The sequence below is a fragment of the Micromonospora sp. NPDC023644 genome, assembly GCF_040640115.1.
GTDB lineage: Bacteria > Actinomycetota > Actinomycetes > Mycobacteriales > Micromonosporaceae > Micromonospora.
Window position 1 is genome coordinate 115,072 of record NZ_JBFABA010000013.1, and the last position, 18,041, is coordinate 133,112.

Here is an 18,041-nt window from a genome sequence, read left to right on the forward strand (position 1 = left end):
CCCCCGCCCGCCCAGCCCCTGCCCTGCCCTGACCCACCCCGCCCTGGCCCGGCCCAGCCCGGCCCCGTGATCATGAGGTTGGCGGCGAAATTGATCTCCATTTGTGCCGCCAACCTCATGATCACCGGGAGCAGGGGGCAGGGCGGCCGGGCGCCGGGAGCCGGGAGCCGGGCGGGCCGGGGGCGGGAGGCGAGGGGGACGGGATGCAGCGGGGCAGGGGAAGGGGGGAGAGACAACGCCGCCCCCGGGCCCGGAGGCTCGGGGGCGGCGCTGGTGTCGGTGTGCAGGTCGCCTCTCGGCGAGTGGCGCGACGCGGCTCCAGCCGAACGGTATTCCGCGAAGGCGATTTAGGTGAGGCCCGGGGACACTGGGCACACCGACACCTGACTCAACGGGCGACCCGCCGCCGGTGTTCCGGCCCCCGCCATGACCGCCGTCACAGCCCGGCGACCACCCCCGCGCAGCGGGCACCGGCCGCGCGGTGACGTTTGACCGATTCGGACGCGGGTAGCTGACCGACGTGACCGACGACGCACCTGTGACGGACGCGCCCGTGATCGAGGAGCCGGACACCCGGCGCCTCGACGAGCTGCTCGAGGACCTCTACCACGGCCAGGAGCGGATCAGTCAGGCGGACATCTACCGCCGGGCCGTCGCCGCCGAGCTTCCCGCGCAGCTCCTCACCCGCATCGCCGCCCTGCCCGGGGGCGAGTACGCCGTGGACGAGGTCGCCGACCTGCTCGGCGGTTCGGTCACCTGACGCCCCGCGGCTCCGGTCGGGCCGTCGGCGCGGCCCGAGCGGCTCGTGCCGGCCCCTCGTCCGCGGAGCGAAACGCGCCGCCACCCGTCCCCCAGGGGCGGCCGGCCTTCCCGCACCGGGGGCCGACGAGCAGTGAGGAGAGCGAGATGTCCCACCACGAGGAAGAGCACGAGAAGCTGCCGGCGCTCGGTCAACCGCCCAAGGGCCGGGACACCCTGCCGGAGCCCGACTTCGCCAACGAGCACGACCGCACCGCGGTCGACCGGGACATCATCACCGGGGCGGACGCCGACGAGCGCGAGCCGGAGGCATCCCGGGGCTGGGCCGGCGAGGACCACGGCACCACCCCGACCTGACGCTCCGCCGGCCGACCCGAGGCACGACGAGGACGGCGACGACCGAGGGACGGCAGGAACAAGCGGCGGCACGACCAACGAACGGCATGACACGAGAACGGCACGACGAAGGGGGCCGGCTGCGCGCCGGCCCCCTTCCGTACGTCGTCAGTCCTCGTCGTGGTCGCCGCCCTCGGCGGCCTGCTGGGCCACCGCGTACGCCATCTGGAGGAAGTCCGAGGCGGCCACGGCGGTCAGCGCGGTCGCCACCAGCCGGGTGAGCCGGGGGGCGAGCACCAGCCCGCCGGTGAGCCCGGTGGCGACCCAGACGGCGAGGCAGAACGGGCAGCTCAGCAGCTCCCCGATCGCGTGCCGGGTGGAGCTGCCCTGGTCGCGGACCTGCTCCATCACCTCGCCGCTGCCGATCGGCTTGTCGTACCGGGTGAACGGGGCCCGCAACGGGCTCGTCACCGCGTCCTTCGACAGCAGCCGGCTCAGCTTGTGGGTGGCGATGGCGAGCAGCACAACGTCGGCCGGCGCGGGACGCTCGGGCACCGGGCGGCCGGTCGCCTTCACCAGACCGGCGATGCCGGCGGTCACCCCGGCGTAGGTGCCCATCGCGGCCAGGTAGCCGCCCAGCGGCCGGTGCTCGTGCGGCGCGTACGCCTGGCGCAGCCGCGCCACCTTCTCCTTCAGGGCGGTCACCCGGTCTCCTCGGTCTTCTCGGTCCCGCGACCGGCTCAGCCGGCCTGCAGGTTGTCGGCCACCTCACGGGCGAGGCTGTCCAGCGCCTCGTCGGCCAGCCGCTCGGCGTCCGGCCCGCCGGTCAGGTCGAGCCGCGTCCGGGCGCCGCCCGCCTGGGCCGGCTCCACCCGGATCTCGGCCGACCACTCCTCGGCGGCGCTCCACCGGGCCCGCAGCTCCTCCGCGCTGACCTCCTCCGCCGGGGTGCCGTCGGCCCGCAGCGGCTCGGGCAGCCACGCCGACGCCCGGGCGGGGTCGGTGGCGGTGCTGAACACCACCTCCGGCGGCGCGGACATCCCGCGCTCGGCGGACGCCATCACGCGTCCCGCAGCCGGCTCGGGTCGACCTCGCGCCCGGGATGCCGGGCGAGGTACTCGGTCTCCAGCTCGGCGGTGCGCCGCAGGTGGTTGGCGAGCGCGGAGTCCGACGCGTGGCGCAGGGTGTCCAGGCGGGTGCGGTGCAGGCTGTGCATCTCCCGGATCAGGTCCTCGTCGGCCAGCTCGGCGGGGTCGACCCCGAGCAGCTCGCCGTCGGGCGGGTCCGCCTCGCCGGAGGCCCTGTCGTGGACGTGGTCCCCGTCCCACTCGGGCATCCGCTGCTCCGGACTGCCGAAGTCGTCCTGCCGTACCGATCCCGTCATGATCGACCCCCTGCTCTGGTTTGGGCTCGCGTCTAGACGGATGCCCACACCGGGTGGCACCAAACCATCCCGCGGCTACGACGCCGCGTCGGAGAGCGCCTCGGAGACCGGTACTCTCGAAGCCATGAAACGGCTCTGGACCCCGGCGTGGATCGCGCGCCACGTGGCCATGGTCGTGCTGGTCACCGGTTTCCTGGGCCTGGGCTGGTGGCAGGTCAGCCGGGCTGCCGCCGGCAACGCGATCAGCTGGGGCTACGCGGTCGAGTGGCCGATCTTCGCGGGCTTCGTGGTCTTCGTCTGGTGGCGTGAGGTCCGGCACACGCTGCGGGGACCGGCGGCGCCGGCCGACGCGCCCGGTGAGGCGTCGACCGCCGCCGGGACGCGGCCGGCCGACGCCCCGGAGGCCGCGACGCGCCCGGTCGTACGCCGACCCGTGCGGGTCGCCCGCGTGGCCGCGGCTGCCGACGGCGGTGAGGACGGCGACCTGGCCGCCTACAACCACTACCTGCAATGGCTGAACGACAACCCGGGTGCGAAGCCCGGCGACTACCCCGGCTGAGCCGGGCGCGAAAGGACGGACGACGGTGGGCGCAGCCCTGACCCGGTACCGAGTCATCGCCTGGATCGTCGGCGTGGCGCTGATCCTGCTGGTCGTGATCGGCATGCCGATGAAGTACGGCTTCGACGACCCGATCCTGGTGGAGACCGTGGGCCAGGCGCACGGCTTCCTCTACATGCTCTACCTGGTGGCCGCCTTCGACCTGTCCCGCCGGGCCGGCTGGCCGCTGAAGCGGATGGTCCTGGTGATGCTGGCCGGCACGGTGCCGTTCGTCTCCTTCTACGCCGAGCGGCGGGTCAGCTCCTGGGTGACCGCGGAACGCGCCGAGCGCGCCCCGGAGCCGGTCGCCGGCTGACGCCGGCTACCGGTTGGGCCGCCACGGGTCGGCCGAGGCGAGCGGGTCCTCCCAGCCGCCGTACCGGTTCATCTCCCGGGCCCGGCGCAGGGCCCGGGTGACCTGGCCGAACTGCCGCTCGTCGTCGCTGCTGAACAGCAGCACCCGCTCGCCCCGGCGCCGGCCCCACAGCTCGTACGCGGGCGGTCGCCACCTGTCCCCCACCAGCGCGACCAGCACGGGCAGCAGGAACACCAGGCCCAGGACGAGGTACGCCCCCGCGGTGAGCCGTTGCAGCCCGCCGGTGAAGCCGAGCAGCAGGCCGACGCCGCCGATCATGGTGCCGGTGACGACGACGGCCCGTACCGCGACGCGGTCGTGCGGGCCGCGGCCGGTGTGCAGGTGGGTCAGCTCGGTGACCCGCCAGCTGTTGCGCCCGACGGTGAACCGGTCGACCGTCACGATGATCCCGGGTCGGGCGTAGAGGAGGGTGTTCTTCCCTGCGGTCGGTCGCGCCGACCGCGTCTGTCGTGTGGCGCCTTGAGGGTTCACGGTTCTACCTCCCGCGGCTGGTGCCGGGTCGGCTCCCGTCGCCGGTCTCGCATCGGTGCCGGTCGACGGGATTCCCGGCTGCGCGCTTCATTGTGTGGCGCACGTGCCAGCCCGGAGGGCGGTTTCGGCTCACGTCCGAGGCCGGCGGGTGCCTGGCCCGCCGGTTGCGGCCACCATGTCGGTCTTGTCGGTCATAACGGCTCAGCCTCTAACGGCATACGCCGACAACGACGAATGGCGCGGATCGCCCGATCGCCGGCAATAGCCGCGGGCGCCCCGCGGCGGGCCGGAGAAGTCGATCACGCGGCGTGCCCGTCGTGATCAACAGTTTCCGTCACTCGGCCAACATTCGACCCTGCTTCAACTGCGCATCACTCCTGCCCCGGGATAGGTTGTCCGGGCCGGCCCGGTCGATCGCCGTCCACCCGGACAGCACCGGCCCGGTGTCGTCGGGGGCGTCAGCAGCCCGCGGCGGCCGGTGGGAGAGGAGCCTTCCGCTCTTGTCGTCCCTCAGGAACACGCTGCGCGCCCTGGCGGTCGCCGTGGTGTCGGCCACGCTGCTCGCACCGGCGGCACCCGCCCGGGCCGAACCGTCCCCCGCCGAGCTGACCCGGCGGATCGAGAATTCCTCCAACCAGCTGGAACACGTCGTCGAGGCGTACAACAAGCTCCGGGAGGAGATCAAGACCAACGAGGCCGCCGTGGCGCGGGTGCAGAGCCGGATCGGCCCGCTGGAGCAGGAGACCGAGCGGAGCCGGGCGGACGTCGGCGAGCTGGCGGTGACCGCGTACAAGACCGGCAGCAACCTGACCACCGCGGACGCGCTGCTGCGTCCCGGCGGCCCCGACACCCTGCTGGACCGGCTGGGCATGCTCGACCAGCTCACCCGGCAGCGGCAGGAGAAGATCTCGAACTTCACGGGCAACCAGCGCCGGCTGCTCGACGAGAAGACCCGGCTGGAGATCACGCTGGGCCGGCAGGCCGCCCAGGCCCGCGAGATGACCGCCGCCAAGAAGCGCATCGAGCGCGACCTGGCCGAGCTCTACGAGCTGCGCCGGCAGGCGTACGGCCGGGCCACCGAGAAGCCGGCCGCCCGGCCCGACAGCGCCAAGGAGGCCCCGGCGGTCTCCGGCCGGGCCGGCGTCGCGGTGCGGTACGCGTACGGCGCGCTCGGCAAGCCGTACGTCTGGGGCGCCGACGGGCCGAACGGCTACGACTGCTCGGGCCTGACCTCGGCGGCCTGGCGGGCGGCCGGCAAGTCGCTGCCGCACAACACCCGGATGCAGTGGGGCGCGGTCACCCACATCAGCCGGAGCGACCTGCGCCCCGGCGACCTCGTCTTCTACAGCGGGCTCGGGCACGTGGGCCTCTACGTCGGCGGCGGCCAGGTGATCGACGCGCCGAGCGCCGGGCGCAACGTGCTCAAGCGGGGCATGAACCTGATGCCCATCCAGGGCTACGGCCGGGTCCGCTGACCGCAGCCGAGTACGGCGAACGGCCGGCGTCCCCCTATCGGACGCCGGCCGTTCGCCGTACTTCCTACCCTGCTCAGGCCGCCTGGAGCCCCTCGGCCCGGGCCAGCTCGCGGAGCCGGCCGAGCGCCTGGATCTCCAGCTGCCGGATCCGCTCCCGGGAGAGCGAGAACCGCGAGGCGACCTCGGTGAGGGAGTGCTCCCGGCCGTCCTCGAGCCCGTAGCGGGCCCGCATGATGCCGGCCGAACGGTCGTCGAGGTGGTTGAGCAGGCCTTCGATCCGCTGCCGCTCCAGCCCGGTGAGGACGATCTCCTCCGGCGACGGCGCGTCGCTGTCGGCGACCAGGTCGCCGAGGTTGGTGTCGCCGTCGTCGCCCACCGGGGTGTCCAGCGAGACGGTGTCCTGCGACCAGCGGACCAGCTCGTTGACCCGCTCGACGGTGACCCCGAGGGACGCCGCGATCTGCTCCGGCTCCGGGTCGCTGCCCAGCTCGCGGGTGAGCTGGCGGGCCACGTTGCGCATCCGGTTGACGTCCTCGACCAGGTGCACCGGCAGTCGCACGGTGCGCTCCTGCTGGGCGATCGCCCGGCTGATCGCCTGGCGGATCCACCAGGTCGCGTAGGTGGAGAACTTGTAGCCACGCACGTAGTCGAACTTCTCGACCGCCCGCACCAGGCCGGTGTTGCCCTCCTGGATCAGGTCCAGCATGGGCATGCCCGACCGGACGTAGCGGCGGGCGATCGACACGACCAGCCGCAGGTTGGCCCGGATGAACAGGTCCTTGGCCCGCTCACCCTCGGCGACCAGCCGCTCCAGGTCGTCCCGGTCGACACCGGCGGGGACGCGGTCCTCGCCGAGCAGGTGCTCGGCGTAGAGGCCGGCCTCGATCGCCTTGGAGAGGTCGACCTCCCTGGCGGCGTCCAGCAGTGGCGTCCGGGAGATCTCGTGAAGGTAGACGCCGACCAGGTCGCGCTCCTCGGCAACCTCGTCGGTTCGCATGCCGATGTTCTTGTCCACGTTGCCCACGGTCCCCTCGCTCGCGCCGGTTGCCCGGTTCCTTGCCATCCCCACGTCCATCAGCCCTCCCCCGTAACTTGCGCCGTGCCCACCGGTGCTGACACCTACACAACAGTTGAGACGCGTCGGGGATTCCATGTCGTGAGTCGAAAGTGTCACGAATGCCTGATAATCCGCTGAGAGCGCGGTCCATGTTTGCTGTCAGCACCCCATGTGGCGGCTCTCCGATGGGCACTCCGATGGGCACCACACCAGGGGCGGCGGATGGACGTGTCGCCGTCTCCCGGACCATGGCAGCACCGCCCGCCCGGGGGACGCAGCGACCCGGGTCACCGTCGCGCTGCGATCCTGGTCACTGTCAGGACACGCGCCGGTGCACCGGTCGGTTCATCCACGCCCGTGGTAATACCCCACCCCCCGGTGAACAATCCGCACCGGTGATCCATACCCGTACGTGACGGGGGTCGCAGGGTGGGTGGAACGCGGGGGTGGGGTCAGGAGGCGAGCAGGGCCAAGGCGCCGCGGACCTGGTCGGCGGAGCGGGCCAGGGCGGCCCGCGCGGCGGACACCTCCACGCCGGAGACGAGCAGGACCAGCGCCACCTTCATGTCGCCGTCGGCCTCGTGCAGGGCCTGCCGGCAGATCTCCTCCGAGCAGCCGGTGGCCTCGATCAGGATCGAGATCATCCGACCCCGGAGCTTGGCGTTGGTGGCGACCATGTCGATCATGAGGTTCGAGTAGACCCGACCGAGTCGGACCATCACGGCCGTGGAGAACGTGTTCAGCACCAGCTTCTGCGCGGTCCCCGCCTTCATCCGGGTCGACCCGGTGACGACCTCCGGTCCGGTGTCCACCCCGATGAAGACGTCCACCGAGCGGGCGGCCGTCGCCTCCGGGTTGGCACAGAGCAGCGCGGTCGAGGCCCCCTTGGCCCTCGACGCGGCGAGCGCCCCCAGGACGTACGGTGTGCGTCCGCTGGCGGCGAGCCCGACCACGAGGTCACCGGCCCGTACGCAGTCGGCTGCCTCGGCCGCGCCACCGCGGTCGTCGTCCTCGGCGTCCTCGACCGCCCGCCACATGGCCTCCGGCCCCCCGGCGATGTGGGCGCAGAACCAGTGCCGGGGCGAGTTGAAGGTGGGCGCGAGCTCGGCGGCGTCGAGCACGCCGAGCCGGCCGGAGGTGCCGGCGCCGAAGTAGTGCACCCGGTGCCCGCCGCGCAGGGCGGTCACCGCCAGGTCCACCGTCGTGGCGATCTCGTCGAGGACGGCCGCGACGGCGCCGGGCACCCGCCGGTCCGCCTCGTTGATCACGGTGAGCACGTCCCGGGTCGACATGAGGTCGAGGTCCGCGCTGAGCGGGTTGCGCCGCTCGGTCGGCGCGCCGACCCGGATCACCGGCCGGGCCGTCACCGGGGCCGTCACCTCGTGGGGTTCCACCGCGCCCGCCGTCATGCCCGCCTCCGTCCCGGGCCGACCCGGCGTGACCGGACCGCCTCGGCTGTCGCTTCGAGGGCCTTCCTGGCCCGGGACCGGTTGCGTGCGGCCACCCCGACGAAGAGGCAGTCGACGACGGTGAGCTGGGCCAGCCGGCTCGCCATCGCGCCGGAGCGGTAGGTGGTCTCGCGGGCGGCCGTGGTGAGCACGAAGTCGGCCACCTCGGTGATCGGCGACCGGGGGAAGTTCGTGAGCGCCACCGTGGCCGCCCCCCGGGCCTGCGCCTGTTCCAGCACCTCGATCACGTCGGAGGTGGTGCCGGTGTGCGATATGCCGACCGCGACGTCGCCCCGCCCGAGCAGCGCGGCCGAGGTCAGCGCGGTGTGCACGTCCGGGAAGTAGAAGGCGGTGCGGCCGATGCGGTGCAGCTTCTGCTGGAAGTCCGAGGCGACGAAGCCGCTGGCGCCCGCCCCGTAGACGTCGATCCGGCCGGCGCCCGCGATGGCGTCGACGACCTGTTCGCAGATCGCCGGGTCGAGCTGCTCGGCCGTCTCCTCGACGGCCCGCGCGTCGTTGAAGGCGATGGTCGCGATGATCTGGGCGAGGTCGGCGCCGGGCGGGATGTCGCCGCCGACGACCCGGGCGTCCGGCGGCTCGACCCGGCGGGCGGCCTCGGCGGCGAGCCGAATCCGCAGCTGCGGGTAGCCGTCCATCCCGACGGACCGGCAGAAGCGGATGACGGTCGCCTCGGATGTCTCGGCAGCGGTGGCGAGGTCGGTGATGGTCCGACGCGCGGCGTCGGCCGGATCGGAGACCACCAGCCGGGCGACCCGCTGCTCGGCCGGCGACAACGACGGGAGCAGGCCGCTGATGTGGACGATCAGCCCACCCGGCTCGTGACTCGCAGAAATCTTCGGACTCTTCGCCACGGATGAAACTTACTTTCACGAGGCGTGAGCGTCAACCATGACTCCCCGTATTGAGGAAAGTACCGCCTGCCGGGTTGTGCCGTTTCGTCCAGCGTGCTGTTCCCACGGGTGCCGTCCCCGCTCACGCGACCTGCCCGGGGTCGCCGGACGGCCGCCGCCGGTCCGCACGCACCCCTGGTGCAGACGATGCCATCCCGCCGCCGCACGCGACGCCCCGGGGACGCGACATCACGCCAGGCGACCGGCCCGCACGCCAGCGGTTCAGGCGGTCAGCCGGCCGATCGCGACCGGCTCCGCGCCGGGGGCGGGCACGCCGGCGGGCCGGCCGTCGCGCCCGTCGGCGGCCGGCAGCCAGCCGGCCATGTGGTCCTGGATCTGCCGGGTGACCTCCTCCGGCGGGCGCCCGGCGTCCACCACCACGAAGGTGGGGTACTCCGGCAGGGTCCGGTACGCGCTGTCCGCGGCGGTCAGGTAGCGCATGCTCTCGTGGTCGGTGCCGCGCTGCTCGATCCGCCGGTAGGCCTCGGCGGGATCCACGGTCAGCAGGAAGGTCACCTGCGGTCGCGGAAACATCCGGTAGCCGACCCGGGCCAGCCGCTCCCAGCGCTGGCCCCCGTGCGCGCGGATGCTCGCGTACTGGCAGGCGGAGTAGCGGTCCATCACCGCGACCCGGCCGGTGGCCAGACAGCTGAGCAGGGCGACGGCGATCGCCAGCCAGCGGAGCACGGACTCCACCGCCAGCATCCCGCTGCGCCCGACGAGCCGCTGGGCGTCCGGGCGTCCGAGGCGGTGCGCGAGGCGGCCCAGCCAGCGCCGCCCGCCGGCGTTGCGGTGGTAGGTGGCGGGGCGGCCCGCCGCGGTGAGCGCGTCGGCGAGCCGGTGCGCCTGGGTGGTCTTGCCCGAGCCGTCGATGCCGATCAGGGCGACGGCGCGCAATCGGGCCCTGCCGCGCCGCGCCTGCGGTGATCTGGACACTCTGCACAGGCTATCCGACCCGCGCTCGCGTCCCGGAGATTTGTGCCGTCTGCTCCCGGTTGACCCCGACCGTGCCACCTGCCAGGTGTGGCCCGCCGGGATGCCGGGTACCGGAGTTGGATCAGCCGCCCACCACCATGACGGGAGACGCCAATGGCAGAGCGCGGGGACGAGAGCCTGGTGCACACGCTGAAGAAGGTCGCCGCCGTGCTCAAGCAGGAAGAGATCCCCTTCGCGCTCGGGGGCAGCTTCGCGGTGTACGCCCACGGCGGTCACTCCAGCGAGCACGACGTCGACTTCCTCATCCGGGAGGTCGACGTGGAACGCTCCCTGGAGGCGCTGGTCGCGGCGGGCTTCACCGCCGAGCGGCCGCCCGAGGACTGGCTGGTCAAGGTCTTCGACGACGGTCGCATGGTGGACCTGATCCACCGGCCGATCGAGACGCCGGTGACCGAGGAGACGTTCGCCGACACGGTCGTCCGGCCGGTCGACGCGATCCACATGCCGGTGCTCTCGGCCACCCAGCTCATGGTGCACAAACTGCTGAGCTTCTCGCAGCACTACTGCGACTTCGCCCGGGGCCTGCCGCTGGCCCGCTCCCTGCGCGAGCAGATCGACTGGGAACGGGTACGCAAGGAGACGCAGCACTCGCCGTACGCGGAGGCGTTCCTGGTGCTGCTGGACCGGCTGGAGGTGGTGCCGCACTCCGGCACCGTCGAGGGAGAGGGGACACCGTGACCGAGCACCGCGACGTCGCCACCGGACCGCCCGACGAGTACGTCGAGGCGGAGATCCACCGGCTGCTCGCCGAGGACCCGGACGTGGCCGAACAGGGCATCACCGTGGTCCGCCGTGAGCGCGGCCTCGTGCTCTACGGCGAGGTCGAGAGCCCGCACCGCCGGGAGGAGATCCTGCGCCGGGTGGCCGAACGCTTCCCGGACGTGCCGGTCACCAGCGACATCGGGGTGATCCGCGCGGCGGCGCCCACGGAGATCGAGCAACTGCCCTGAGGAGGTTCCATGGTGATCCGGATCGCCGCCGTGGGTGACGTGCATCTGGACGAGGACGTGGTCGGCCGGTTCCGGCCGGCCCTGGACGAGCTGCCCGAGCACGCCGACGTGCTGTTGCTCGCCGGCGACCTGACCCGGCACGGGACCGAGTCCGAGGCCCGGTGCGTGGCCACCGAGTTCGGCGGGCTCGGCGTGCCGGTGGTGACCGTGCTGGGCAACCACGACCACCAGTGCGACCAGGTGCCGCAGGTGGTCAAGGTGCTCGAGGACGCCGGGATCACCGTGCTGGAGGGCGACGGTGTCGTGCTGGACTGCGCCGGCGGCCGGCTGGGGGTGGCCGGGGTGAAGGGGTTCGGCGGGGGGTTCGCCGGGCGCTGCGCCAGCGACTTCGGCGAGCCGGAGATGAAGGCGTTCGTCCGGACCACCACGGAGAGCGCGGACGCCCTCTCCGCCGCGCTGAGAGGGCTGGACTGCGACGTGCTGGTGGCGCTCACCCACTACTCGCCGGTGCCGGACACGCTCGCCGGCGAGCCGCTGGAGATCTACCCGTTCCTGGGGTCGTACCAGCTCGGTCAGGCGATCGACTCGGCGCCGACCGCGCTGGCCCTGCACGGGCACGCGCACGCCGGCAGCGAGCGGGGCACCACGCCCGGCGGGGTCCGCGTGCGCAACGTCGCCCACCCCGTGATCAAGCAGGCGTACAGCGTCTTCCATCTGGGAGACCACCTCGACCCGGCGCAGGTTTCCGGGGTCGGCGGCTCGGGTATTCAGCAATCATGGAGCTGATTCTCTGGATTCTCGCAGTCGTACTCGTGGTCGCCGGCATCCTCGCGCTGTTCCGGCGGCAGATCCTGTGGGGCGTCGTCCTCATCGTGGTCGGCCTGCTCGTCGGGCCGGGTGGTGTGAGCATCTTCAATTGATGTGGCGGCTAGAAGCCGCCGTCAGGGACCCACCGGGGTCGTCGTGACCGGAACTCCGTCCTCCCGACAGGAGAATCCGGACACGACGACCCCGGTGTTCTGCCTTCCGGGGTGTGATCGCGGGTTTACGGTGCGCCTCCGGCGGAGATATCTCGACCATGGAGATGTCTGGGAGCGCTGAACGTACGGGTGGTGCCCGGCAGTGGTGGGCGCTGCTCGGCTTCGGGGCCGCGGTGTTCGTCGCCGCGGCGATCGGCGGGCTGGGCGTGCGGGGCACCTCGGCCGAGTACGCGAGCCTCGAACAGCCGGCGTGGGCTCCCCCGTCCTGGCTCTTCGGACCGGTCTGGAGCCTCCTCTACGCGATGATCGCGGTGGCCGGCTGGCTGGTCTGGCGGCGGGTCGGCTTCGGCCCGGCCCTCTGGGCGTGGATCGCCCAGCTGGCGCTCAACGCGATCTGGACCCCGCTCTTCTTCGGCGCCGGCCGCTACGGGCTGGCGTTCGCCGAGATCCTGCTGATGTGGGTGGCGATCGGCGTGACGGTCGCGCTCTTCCGCACGGTGTCCCGCCCGGCGACCCTGCTGATGCTGCCCTACTGGGCGTGGGTCACCTTCGCGGCCGCGCTGAACTTCGCCATCTGGCGCCTCAACAGCTGAGCGGCCCCGACCGCGCGACGCGCACCGGGCGCCCCCGGCCGGCGGGCGGACCGCACGACACGGCACGGGGTCCCGGGTTGAGCCGGGGCCCCGTGCCGTCGCCCGCTCAGCAGCGGGGCACGCCGGAGATGTAGCCGTCGGAGCCGGTGTAGACGTACGCGTCGGCGATGTACCGGCCGCTGCCGATCCGGTCCCAGATCGTGCTGGTGCCGTAGGTGCCGGTGACGCTGGTGCCGCTGGTCTGGCAGTAGATGGTCACCCGGGTGCCGTCGGCGACGGTGCCCACCGCGGCGTAGCCGGTGCCCGGGCCGGAGCGGACGGTCAGCGCCGTACCGCTGGTGTTGACCGTGCCGGAGCCGGTGCTGCTGCCGCAGCCGTTGTCGCTGGTGTAGGTCTTCGTGCCCCAGTAGAGGGCGAGCGCGCCGTTGAACCGCACCTGGATGTCGGCGCCGTTGAGCCGCTGCTCGTAGTGCAGGTGCGGGCCGCTGGAGCCGCCGGTGCTGCCGACCCAGCCGATCACCTTGCCGTAGCCGACGGTCTGGCCGACGGAGACGTTGAAGCCGTTGAGGTGGGCGTAGTAGGTGCTGTACCCGCCACCGTGGTTGATCCGGACGTACTTTCCGTAACTGGTGCCGCCGAGATCCGTGACCCGGTCGACGGTGCCGGGCGCGCTCGCCACCACCGGGTCCCCGAGGTCGTCGGTGCGGTTGAAGTCCACCGCGTACGCCGGGCTGTGGCCGGTCCGGGTCTGGCCGGACCAGGACTGCCCGCACGGGAACGGCACCTTGAACGTGGGAGCAGCCATCGCCGGGGCCGCCGGGAGCACCACGCCCACCGCCAGCAGACCGGCCGCCAGCAGGCCCAACCACCGCTTGCCCATCCAGCACCTCCTATGTCGAAATCCTTCGATCGCGTGTTTGCAGCGTGTCAGAAAATGCCGCCGTTGGAAAGGGGTCCGACCTCCGTGTGGGAGCGTGCCCAACAGGGGGCCTACGGGTTTCTGGATTGTTACTTCCTCGTGTCCGGTTAGGGGTGGACCAGTCCAGATGCAAGCGCTTACATGTGGGTGACGTCCATCGGACCGGCGCGGGTTCGATCCCTGCACGCGCCGGCAAGGAAGGAGAACGGCATGGCGTTTGCCAGATCACGCCAGGCTCTCGCGATCGCCGGCGTCCTGGGGCTGGCGCTGAGCGCCACCGCCTGCGGCACCGGCAACGACAAGAAGAGTGACTCCGCGGGCTCCGCGGAGTGCGCCGCATACGAGAAGTACGGCGACAACGACGGCAAGAAGGTCACGATCTACTCGTCGATCCGGGACATCGAGGCCGACCGCCTCGCGGAGTCCTGGAAGCAGTTCGAGGACTGCACCGGCATCGAGATCGACCACGAGGGCAGCGGCGAGTTCGAGGCGCAGCTCAACGTCCGGGTCGACGGTGGCAACGCCCCCGACCTCGCGTTCATCCCGCAGCCGGGCCTGCTCAAGCGCTTCGTCGACTCGGGCAAGCTCAAGCCGGTCGGCGCCGACACCAAGAAGATGGCCGAGGAGAACTACCCGGCCGACTGGCTGAAGTACAGCACCGTCAACGGCCAGTTCTACGGCGCCCCGCTCGGCTCCAACGTGAAGTCCTTCGTGTGGTACTCGCCGAAGACCTTCAAGGAGAAGGGCTGGACCGTCCCCACCAGCTGGGACGAGCTGATCAAGCTCAGCGACCAGATCGCGGCCGCCGGCACCAAGCCGTGGTGCGTCGGCATCGAGTCCGGTGAGGCCACCGGCTGGCCGGCCACGGACTGGATCGAGGACCTGATGCTGCGGACGCAGACCCCCGAGGTCTACGACCAGTGGACGAGCCACGGCATCCCGTTCAACGACCCGAAGGTCGCCGAGGCCCTCGACAAGGCCGGCACCATCCTGAAGAACGAGAAGTACGTCAACGGCGGCTTCGGCGGCGTGAAGAGCATCGCCACCACCTCCTTCCAGGAGGCCGGCGTGCCGATCACCACCGGCAAGTGCGCGCTGCACCGCCAGGCGTCCTTCTACGCCAACCAGTGGCCGCAGGGCACCAAGGTGGCCGAGGACGGCGACGTCTTCGCGTTCTACTTCCCCGCGATCGACGCCAGCAAGGGCAAGCCGGTGCTGGGCGGCGGCGAGTTCGTCGCGGCCTTCGCCGACCGTCCCGAGGTCCAGGCCGTGCAGACCTACCTCGCCTCGGGTGAGTACGCCAACAGCCGCGCCAAGATCGGCGACTGGGTGTCGGCGAACAACAAGCTCGACCTGGCCAACGTCGCCAACCCCATCGACAAGCTCTCCGTCCAGATCCTCCAGGACAAGTCCACCGTCTTCCGCTTCGACGGCTCGGACCTGATGCCGGCTGCCGTCGGCTCCGGGACGTTCTGGAAGGGCATGGTCCAGTGGATCAACGGCAAGGACACCGCGACCGTGCTGCAGGGCATCGAGAGCAGCTGGAAGTGATCTAGACCGGTGGGCCGGTCCGCGCACGCGGGCCGGCCCACCGGCTGATCAAGGACCTGGGAGGGTCGATGGAGTTCGACTTCGCTGCGGAACAGCCGAAGTTCCTCATGCTGATGTACGGGCTGATCGCCTTCGTCGCGGTGGTGGGCGGTCTGCTCCTGCTCCTCGACGTGGTGCCGGCCTGGTTCGCCCGCCGCCGGGAGGCGCAGATCGTCGCCGCCTACGCGAGCGGCACCCCGCTCCCCCGCCGGCGCAAGCCGCGGGAGGGCATGTTCGCGCTCTTCTTCCTGCTGCCGACGGTGCTGCTGCTCACCATCGGGCTGATCGTCCCGGCCATCCGCACCACGCTGCTGTCGTTCATGGACGGTGGCAGCAACGAGTGGGTCGGGCTGCGCAACTACGGCTGGATGTTCTCCGAGGACTCCATCGTCCGGGTGTTGATCAACACCCTGGTGTGGGTGCTCCTCGTCCCGCTGGTGGCCACCTCGTTCGGGCTGCTCTACGCCGTCATGGTGGACAAGGCCCGGTTCGAGGCGGTGGCCAAGTCGCTGATCTTCCTGCCGATGGCGATCTCCTTCGTCGGCGCGAGCATCATCTGGAAGTTCGTCTACGCCTACCGCGGTGACGGGCAGGAGCAGATCGGCCTACTCAACCAGATCGTCGTGAGCCTCGGCGGCGAGCCGAAGCAGTGGCTGCTGGACTCACCGCTCAACACGCTGCTGCTGATCGTGATCATGGTCTGGATCCAGGCGGGCTTCGCCATGGTGGTGCTCTCGGCCGCGATCAAGGCGATCCCCGCCGACATCGTGGAGGCGGCCCGCCTCGACGGGGTCACCCCGTGGCAGATGTTCTGGCAGATCACCATGCCGAGCATCCGGCCGGCGCTGATCGTGGTCGTGGTGACGCTGTCGATCGCCACCCTCAAGGTCTTCGACATCGTCCGGACGTCCACCAACGGCAACTACGAGACCAGCGTCATCGCCAACGAGATGTACAACCAGGCGTTCCGGTACGGCGAGAACGGGCAGGGCTCGGCCCTGGCGGTGTTCCTGTTCATCCTGGTGATCCCGATCGTGATCTACCAGATCCGCAACATCCGTCAGCAGCGGGAGGGCTGAGATGACCACCGCGACGCCCACCGTCGCCGCCGGCACCCAGAAGACCGACGGCCGTGGCACCAGCACCGCCGGGCGGGTCCGCAAGCGGCTGAACAGCCGTACCGCGACCCTCGTCTCGATCGTCATCGCGATGGTCTGGACCATCCCCACCTTCGGCCTGTTCATCTCCTCGTTCCGGCCGGAGGACCAGATCAAGAGCACCGGGTGGTGGACGTTCTTCACCGACCCGCAGTTCACCTTCGAGAACTACCAGGAGGTGCTGTTCGGCCGCTCCTCGTCGTCCGGGCAGCTCGCCAGCTACTTCATCAACTCGCTGGCGATCACCATCCCGTCGGTGCTCTTCCCGCTCGCCTTCGCGGCCCTGGCCGCGTACGCGCTGGCCTGGATCAACTTCCGGGGGCGGGACTGGATGTACATCGCGATCTTCGCGTTGCAGATCGTGCCGCTGCAGATGGCCCTGGTGCCGCTGCTGAAGTTCTTCTCCACCGGGGTCACCGTCGCCGGGGTCACCGTCATGCCGGCCTGGGACCTGGTCGACGAACAGAAGTTCGCGCAGGTGTGGTTCGCGCACACCTGCTTCGCGCTGCCGTTCGCCGTCTTCCTGCTGCACAACTTCATCTCGCAGCTGCCGGGTGAGCTGATGGAGTCGGCCCGGGTCGACGGGGCCACCCACCCGAAGATCTTCCGCAGCATCGTGCTGCCGCTGATCACCCCGGCGTTGGCCGCGTTCGGCATCTTCCAGTTCCTCTGGGTCTGGAACGACCTGCTGGTCGCGCTGATCTTCGCCGGTGGCAGCAACGAGACCGCCCCGCTCACCGTCCGGCTGGCCGAGATGGCCGGCACCCGGGGCAACGAGTGGCAGCGGCTCACCGCCGGTGCGTTCGTCTCGATCGTCGTACCGCTGATCGTCTTCCTGTCCCTCCAGCGTTACTTCGTGCGCGGCCTGCTCGCCGGCAGCGTCAAGGGCTGAGGCGTCTCCGCCGCCGCCGGTGACCCGGCGGCGGCGGAGCGGGCGGAGCGGGGGTAGCGGTGACGAGGATCGACGATGTCGCACGCCTGGCCGGGGTCTCCACCGCCACCGTGTCCCGGGCGCTGCGGGGGCTGCCGACGGTCTCGGCCGCGACCCGCCGCCGGGTGCTCGCGGCGGCCGAGCAACTGGAGTACGCCGTCTCGCCGAGCGCCTCGCGCCTGGCCGGCGGGCGCACCGGCACGGTCGCCGTCGTGGTCCCCCGCATCACCCGGTGGTTCTTCGGGACCGTCGTCGAGGCGGTCGAGGACTTCCTCCAGCAGGCGGGCTACGACCTGCTGCTGCACAACCTCGGCGGGCGGGAACAGGTCCGCCAGCGGGTGCTGCGCACCGCCAACCTGCACAAGCGGGTGGACGCGATCATGCTGGTCGCCACGCCGCTGCGGCCCGCCGACCTGACCGCCCTGGCCAAGCTGGAACTGCCCGGGGTGACCATCAGCTCCGGCACGGTGGTGCCCGGCTGGCCCTGCGTACGCATCGACGACGTGGGCGTCGCCCGGACCGCCACCCGCCACCTGCTCGACCTGGGCCACCGCAGGATCGCCCACATCTCCGGCGACCCGGACGACGAGCTGGCCTACACCACCCACCTCGACCGGCGGCGCGGCTACCGGGACGCGCTGCGCGAGGCCGGGATCGACCCGGACCCCGGCCTCGACGTGGAGTCGCAGTTCACCATCAGCGGCGGCACGCGGGCCACCGAGGAACTGCTCCGGCGCGGCGACCCGCCGACGGCGATCTTCGCGGCCTGCGACGAGATGGCGATGGGGGCGATGACCGCGCTGCGCGACGCCGGCCTGCGGGTGCCGCAGGACGTCAGCGTCATCGGCGTCGACGACCACGACCTGGCCGGCGTCCTCGGGCTGAGCACGATCGCCCAGCCCGCGGCGGAACAGGGCCGGCTCGCCGCGCGGATCCTGCTGGACCCGCTGCACGGTGGGGTCCTCGCGCAGCGCAGCGGCCCCTATCTCGACACGCCGGGATCGCCGGTGATCCTGCCCACTCGGCTCGTCGTGCGTGAATCGACCGCACCACCCCGGGCACACTAACGGCAACCGCCGACCCCGGGCAGCATCCGACCGTCCGGCTCGA

Annotated in this window: 23 protein-coding genes; 14 read left to right on the plus strand and 9 right to left on the minus strand. The window is 71.7% G+C overall.

All coding sequences use genetic code 11. From position 1 onward, the window contains the following. The first annotated feature begins 511 nt into the window (after positions 1-511). Positions 512-760 (plus strand): hypothetical protein, encoded by a 249-nt coding sequence (locus AB0G08_RS13355; protein ID WP_357867501.1) that lies wholly within the window; start codon positions 512-514, stop codon positions 758-760. A 146-nt stretch (positions 761-906) separates the two neighbouring features. After that, complete coding sequence (locus tag AB0G08_RS13360) at positions 907-1,116, plus strand: hypothetical protein (protein WP_358086904.1); 210 nt, start codon at positions 907-909, stop codon at positions 1,114-1,116. Between the two features lie 147 nt (positions 1,117-1,263). Here AB0G08_RS13360 and AB0G08_RS13365 read toward each other — a convergent pair whose 3' ends face one another. Genes AB0G08_RS13365 through AB0G08_RS13375 form a run of 3 tightly spaced genes read right to left on the minus strand, consistent with a single transcriptional unit; the run spans position 1,264 to position 2,482 of the window. Beyond that, complete coding sequence (locus tag AB0G08_RS13365) at positions 1,264-1,800, minus strand: DUF1360 domain-containing protein (RefSeq protein WP_358086906.1); 537 nt, start codon at positions 1,798-1,800, stop codon at positions 1,264-1,266. A 35-nt stretch (positions 1,801-1,835) separates the two neighbouring features. Continuing rightward, positions 1,836-2,156 carry a hypothetical protein gene (locus AB0G08_RS13370; RefSeq protein WP_358086908.1) on the minus strand — a complete coding sequence of 107 codons (321 nt, stop codon included), beginning with the start codon at positions 2,154-2,156 and terminating at the stop codon, positions 1,836-1,838. Further along, positions 2,156-2,482 carry a DUF6158 family protein gene (locus tag AB0G08_RS13375; RefSeq protein WP_357867504.1) on the minus strand — a complete coding sequence of 109 codons (327 nt, stop codon included), beginning with the start codon at positions 2,480-2,482 and terminating at the stop codon, positions 2,156-2,158. Before AB0G08_RS13375 ends, AB0G08_RS13370 begins: the two co-directional genes overlap by 1 nt. 121 nt (positions 2,483-2,603) lie before the next feature. Here AB0G08_RS13375 and AB0G08_RS13380 point away from each other — a divergent pair, with 121 nt between their 5' ends. Together AB0G08_RS13380 and AB0G08_RS13385 are read left to right on the plus strand one after the other, a co-directional pair. After that, a complete protein-coding gene (locus tag AB0G08_RS13380) occupies positions 2,604-3,038 on the plus strand; it encodes a hypothetical protein (RefSeq protein ID WP_358086910.1) in 435 nt (144 codons plus the stop codon). A 25-nt stretch (positions 3,039-3,063) separates the two neighbouring features. Further along, complete coding sequence (locus AB0G08_RS13385) at positions 3,064-3,393, plus strand: DUF3817 domain-containing protein (protein ID WP_358086911.1); 330 nt, start codon at positions 3,064-3,066, stop codon at positions 3,391-3,393. 6 nt (positions 3,394-3,399) lie between these two features. Here the strand turns inward: AB0G08_RS13385 and AB0G08_RS13390 are convergent, their stop codons facing one another. Beyond that, complete coding sequence (locus AB0G08_RS13390; RefSeq protein WP_358086913.1) at positions 3,400-3,924, minus strand: DUF6232 family protein; 525 nt, start codon at positions 3,922-3,924, stop codon at positions 3,400-3,402. 500 nt (positions 3,925-4,424) lie between these two features. Between AB0G08_RS13390 and AB0G08_RS13395 the strand changes: the two genes are divergently transcribed. Further along, positions 4,425-5,399 carry an NlpC/P60 family protein gene (locus AB0G08_RS13395; protein ID WP_358086915.1) on the plus strand — a complete coding sequence of 325 codons (975 nt, stop codon included), beginning with the start codon at positions 4,425-4,427 and terminating at the stop codon, positions 5,397-5,399. 73 nt (positions 5,400-5,472) lie between these two features. Here the strand turns inward: AB0G08_RS13395 and AB0G08_RS13400 are convergent, their stop codons facing one another. The 4 genes from AB0G08_RS13400 to AB0G08_RS13415 form a co-directional block, all read right to left on the minus strand. Then, entirely contained in the window at positions 5,473-6,462 is a 990-nt protein-coding gene (locus AB0G08_RS13400; RefSeq protein WP_358086916.1) for a sigma-70 family RNA polymerase sigma factor, read from the minus strand. 446 nt (positions 6,463-6,908) lie between these two features. Continuing rightward, complete coding sequence (gene murQ, locus AB0G08_RS13405) at positions 6,909-7,865, minus strand: N-acetylmuramic acid 6-phosphate etherase (protein WP_358086918.1); 957 nt, start codon at positions 7,863-7,865, stop codon at positions 6,909-6,911. Then, positions 7,862-8,776 carry a MurR/RpiR family transcriptional regulator gene (locus AB0G08_RS13410; RefSeq protein WP_358086920.1) on the minus strand — a complete coding sequence of 305 codons (915 nt, stop codon included), beginning with the start codon at positions 8,774-8,776 and terminating at the stop codon, positions 7,862-7,864. Before AB0G08_RS13410 ends, murQ begins: the two co-directional genes overlap by 4 nt. Before the next feature lie 261 nt (positions 8,777-9,037). Beyond that, positions 9,038-9,751 carry a dTMP kinase gene (locus AB0G08_RS13415; RefSeq protein WP_358086922.1) on the minus strand — a complete coding sequence of 238 codons (714 nt, stop codon included), beginning with the start codon at positions 9,749-9,751 and terminating at the stop codon, positions 9,038-9,040. A 153-nt stretch (positions 9,752-9,904) separates the two neighbouring features. Between AB0G08_RS13415 and AB0G08_RS13420 the strand changes: the two genes are divergently transcribed. From AB0G08_RS13420 to AB0G08_RS13440, 5 genes are all read left to right on the plus strand, one after another. After that, positions 9,905-10,489: a nucleotidyltransferase gene (locus AB0G08_RS13420; RefSeq protein ID WP_358086924.1), complete on the plus strand. Its 585-nt coding sequence runs from the start codon at positions 9,905-9,907 to the stop codon at positions 10,487-10,489. Beyond that, positions 10,486-10,761, plus strand: a complete 276-nt coding sequence (locus AB0G08_RS13425; RefSeq protein ID WP_358086926.1) for a hypothetical protein — start codon at positions 10,486-10,488, stop codon at positions 10,759-10,761. The genes AB0G08_RS13420 and AB0G08_RS13425 overlap by 4 nt, the downstream gene beginning before the upstream one ends. Before the next feature lie 9 nt (positions 10,762-10,770). Further along, positions 10,771-11,547 carry a metallophosphoesterase gene (locus tag AB0G08_RS13430; protein WP_358086928.1) on the plus strand — a complete coding sequence of 259 codons (777 nt, stop codon included), beginning with the start codon at positions 10,771-10,773 and terminating at the stop codon, positions 11,545-11,547. Further along, positions 11,538-11,681 (plus strand): GPGG-motif small membrane protein, encoded by a 144-nt coding sequence (locus AB0G08_RS13435; RefSeq protein ID WP_165947907.1) that lies wholly within the window; start codon positions 11,538-11,540, stop codon positions 11,679-11,681. Before AB0G08_RS13430 ends, AB0G08_RS13435 begins: the two co-directional genes overlap by 10 nt. A 158-nt stretch (positions 11,682-11,839) precedes the next feature. Beyond that, positions 11,840-12,334 (plus strand): TspO/MBR family protein, encoded by a 495-nt coding sequence (locus AB0G08_RS13440; RefSeq protein WP_358086930.1) that lies wholly within the window; start codon positions 11,840-11,842, stop codon positions 12,332-12,334. Between the two features lie 106 nt (positions 12,335-12,440). Here AB0G08_RS13440 and AB0G08_RS13445 read toward each other — a convergent pair whose 3' ends face one another. Further along, entirely contained in the window at positions 12,441-13,214 is a 774-nt protein-coding gene (locus AB0G08_RS13445; RefSeq protein WP_358086932.1) for a peptidoglycan DD-metalloendopeptidase family protein, read from the minus strand. 249 nt (positions 13,215-13,463) lie between these two features. Here AB0G08_RS13445 and AB0G08_RS13450 point away from each other — a divergent pair, with 249 nt between their 5' ends. The 4 genes from AB0G08_RS13450 (at position 13,464) to AB0G08_RS13465 (ending at position 17,998) form a co-directional block, all read left to right on the plus strand. Next, positions 13,464-14,804 (plus strand): ABC transporter substrate-binding protein, encoded by a 1,341-nt coding sequence (locus tag AB0G08_RS13450; RefSeq protein ID WP_358086934.1) that lies wholly within the window; start codon positions 13,464-13,466, stop codon positions 14,802-14,804. Positions 14,805-14,872: 68 nt separating this feature from the next. Next, positions 14,873-15,922, plus strand: coding sequence for a sugar ABC transporter permease (locus tag AB0G08_RS13455; protein WP_358086936.1), 1,050 nt, complete (start codon positions 14,873-14,875; stop codon positions 15,920-15,922). A 1-nt stretch (position 15,923) separates the two neighbouring features. Then, positions 15,924-16,892: a carbohydrate ABC transporter permease gene (locus AB0G08_RS13460; protein WP_358086938.1), complete on the plus strand. Its 969-nt coding sequence runs from the start codon at positions 15,924-15,926 to the stop codon at positions 16,890-16,892. Between the two features lie 59 nt (positions 16,893-16,951). Next, on the plus strand, positions 16,952-17,998 hold the full coding sequence (locus AB0G08_RS13465; protein WP_358086940.1) for a LacI family DNA-binding transcriptional regulator: 1,047 nt from the start codon (positions 16,952-16,954) through the stop codon (positions 17,996-17,998). Positions 17,999-18,041 lie beyond the last annotated feature (43 nt).